The sequence below is a fragment of the Enterobacter cloacae complex sp. GF14B genome, assembly GCF_004136805.1.
In the GTDB taxonomy this organism is placed as follows: Bacteria; Pseudomonadota; Gammaproteobacteria; order Enterobacterales; family Enterobacteriaceae; genus Enterobacter; species Enterobacter hormaechei_C.
Genome location: NZ_QFRV01000192.1, coordinates 1 through 2,566, shown reverse-complemented (window position 1 = coordinate 2,566; position 2,566 = coordinate 1). Strand labels below are relative to the sequence as shown.

At 56.9% G+C, this 2,566-nt stretch carries 3 protein-coding genes; all 3 read left to right on the top strand.

Annotation, left to right across the window (positions count from 1 at the left end; genetic code table 11):
* The coding region (locus DD606_RS24550; RefSeq protein ID WP_306768323.1) for a glycine radical domain-containing protein at positions 1–547 on the top strand (547 nt) is incomplete at its 5' end.
* Positions 548–702: 155 nt separating this feature from the next.
* Complete coding sequence (locus tag DD606_RS24545; RefSeq protein WP_129259380.1) at positions 703–1,518, top strand: Cof-type HAD-IIB family hydrolase; 816 nt, start codon at positions 703–705, stop codon at positions 1,516–1,518.
* Positions 1,519–1,669: 151 nt separating this feature from the next.
* The coding region (locus DD606_RS24540; RefSeq protein WP_129259378.1) for a YbiU family protein at positions 1,670–2,566 on the top strand (897 nt) is incomplete at its 3' end.

Below are 2,566 nucleotides of genomic sequence, written 5' to 3'. Positions count from 1 at the left end.
GACCCGCGCCTATCAGACCTACATTGAAGAGCTGAAGCAGTACCACAACCCGCGCTACGGCCGCGGCCCGATTGGCGGTAACTACTACGCGGGCACCTCTTCCATCTCCGCGAACGTGCCGTTTGGCGCAGCGACGATGGCGACACCGGACGGACGTAAGGCGCATACCCCGCTGGCGGAAGGGGCCAGCCCGGCTTCCGGTACCGACCACCTCGGGCCGACGGCGGTGATTGGCTCCGTGGGTAAACTGCCGACGGAAGCGATTCTTGGCGGCGTGCTGCTTAACCAGAAGCTGAACCCGTCGACGCTGGAAAACGACAGCGATCGCCAGAAGCTGATGGTGCTGCTGCGCACCTTCTTCGAGGTGCATAAGGGCTGGCATATTCAGTACAACATCGTCTCGCGCGAAACGCTGCTGGAAGCGAAGAAACACCCGGACCAGTACCGCGACCTGGTAGTGCGCGTCGCGGGCTACTCGGCGTTCTTCACCGCCCTGTCACCGGATGCGCAGGACGATATTATCGCCCGTACTGAGCATACGCTGTAATAGTGTATCCCCTCTCCCTTGAGGGAGAGGGAGAAAACACTAAAAACGGCAACCTCGGTTGCCGTTTTGCTTTTACTTTCGAATGAAATTAAATTTGTGCTCCCCGTCACCTTGTTATTAGAATGTTTCAAAACGCAGTGACCCAGGAGCATAGTATGACCGTAAAAGTTATCGTCACCGATATGGACGGAACTTTCCTTGATGAAGCCAAGCAGTACGATCGTGACCGCTTCCAGGCACAGTTTAAACAGCTTAAAGCCCGCAACATTGAATTTGTTGTCGCCAGCGGCAACCAGTATTACCAGCTCATCTCGTTTTTCCCGGAACTGAAGGATCAAATCTCCTTCGTGGCGGAAAACGGCGCGCTGGTCTTCGATCACGGCGAACAGATTTTCCACGGCGAACTGACCCGCCATGAGTCGCAGATCGTGATTGGCGAACTGCTGAAAGACAAAGGGCTGAACTTCGTGGCCTGCGGGCTGGAGAGCGCCTACGTCAGCGATAAAGCGCCGGACGCGTTCGTGGCGCTAATGTCAAAGCACTACCACCGCTTAAAGCGCATCAGCGATTACCGCGACATTGACGACGTGCTGTTTAAGTTCTCCCTGAACCTGCCGGACAGCGATATTCCTAATCTGGTGGATAAACTCCACGTCTCCCTGGACGGCATCATGAAGCCGGTCACCAGCGGCTTTGGCTTTGTCGATTTAATTATCCCCGGCCTGCACAAAGCCAACGGCATCAGCCGCCTGCTGAAGCGCTGGAAAATCTCTCCGCAAGAGTGCGTGGCCATTGGCGACAGCGGCAACGATGCCGAGATGCTGAAGCTGGTGAAATATTCCTTTGCGATGGGCAACGCGGCGGAAAGCATCAAAGAAATCAGCCGCTACAGCACTGACGACAACAACCATCAGGGCGCGCTGAACGTCATTCAGGCCGTGCTCGACAACCACGCTCCTTTCGACGTCTGATCCTTTCCTCGCCGGAGTCCTGCTCCGGCACCCTCACTCATTTTCCCGTCCTGTGGCGCAGGTCAAGTTTTTAAACTTGCATTAACTTATTTTTAACTTAAAGTATCGCTTGTAGACACTTTTACTTTCGAATGAAAGATGCGAGGCAGTTATGACCTTTACCAGTGAAACCTTGCCGGCGGATCACAAAGCGGCAATCCGTCAGTTGAAACGTGAGTTACGCGCGCAGATCGGCGACGTGCAGGCGGTGTTCGACAAGCTCAGCGACAGCATTGCCACCCGCGTGGCGGAAATTAACGCCCTCAAAAATAAAGGTGAATCCGTCTGGCCGGTAATTCCGTTTAACGATGTGAAAAACGGCACGATTACCGACGCGCAGCGCGAGGCCGTTAAGCGCCGCGGCTGCGCGGTGATTAAAGGTCACTTCCCGCGCGAGCAGGCGCTGGCGTGGGATCAGTCGATGCTCGACTACCTCGATCTGAACAAGTTTGACGAGGTGTACAAAGGGCCAGGCGATAACTTCTTCGGCACCCTGACCGCCTCCCGTCCGGAGATTTACCCGATCTACTGGTCGCAGGCGCAAATGCAGGCGCGCCAGAGCGAAGAAATGGCGCAGGTGCAGTCGTTCCTGAACCGCTTATGGACGTTCGAGAGCAACGGCAAGCAGTGGTTCGACCCGGACGTGAGCGTGATTTACCCGGATCGTATCCGCCGCCGTCCGCCGGGAACCACCTCGAAGGGACTCGGCGCGCATACCGACTCCGGCGCGCTGGAGCGCTGGCTGCTGCCTGCCTACCAGCAGGTCTTTGCCCGCGTGTTTGACGGCAACGTTGAGAAATACGATCCGTGGAACGCCGCGCATCGTACCGAAGTGGAAGAGTATACCGTCGATAACACCACCAAATGCTCGGTGTTCCGCACCTTCCAGGGCTGGACGGCGCTGTCGGACATGATCCCCGGTCAGGGGCTGCTGCACGTGGTGCCGATCCCGGAAGCAATGGCCTATATTCTGCTGCGTCCGCTGCTGGACGACGTGCCGGAGGACGAG

Excerpts from the sequence above, each read along its gene's own strand:
- DD606_RS24545 (WP_129259380.1), top strand. The coding sequence starts at position 703 with ATGACCGTAAAAGTTATCGTCACCGATATGGACGGAACTTTCCTTGAT.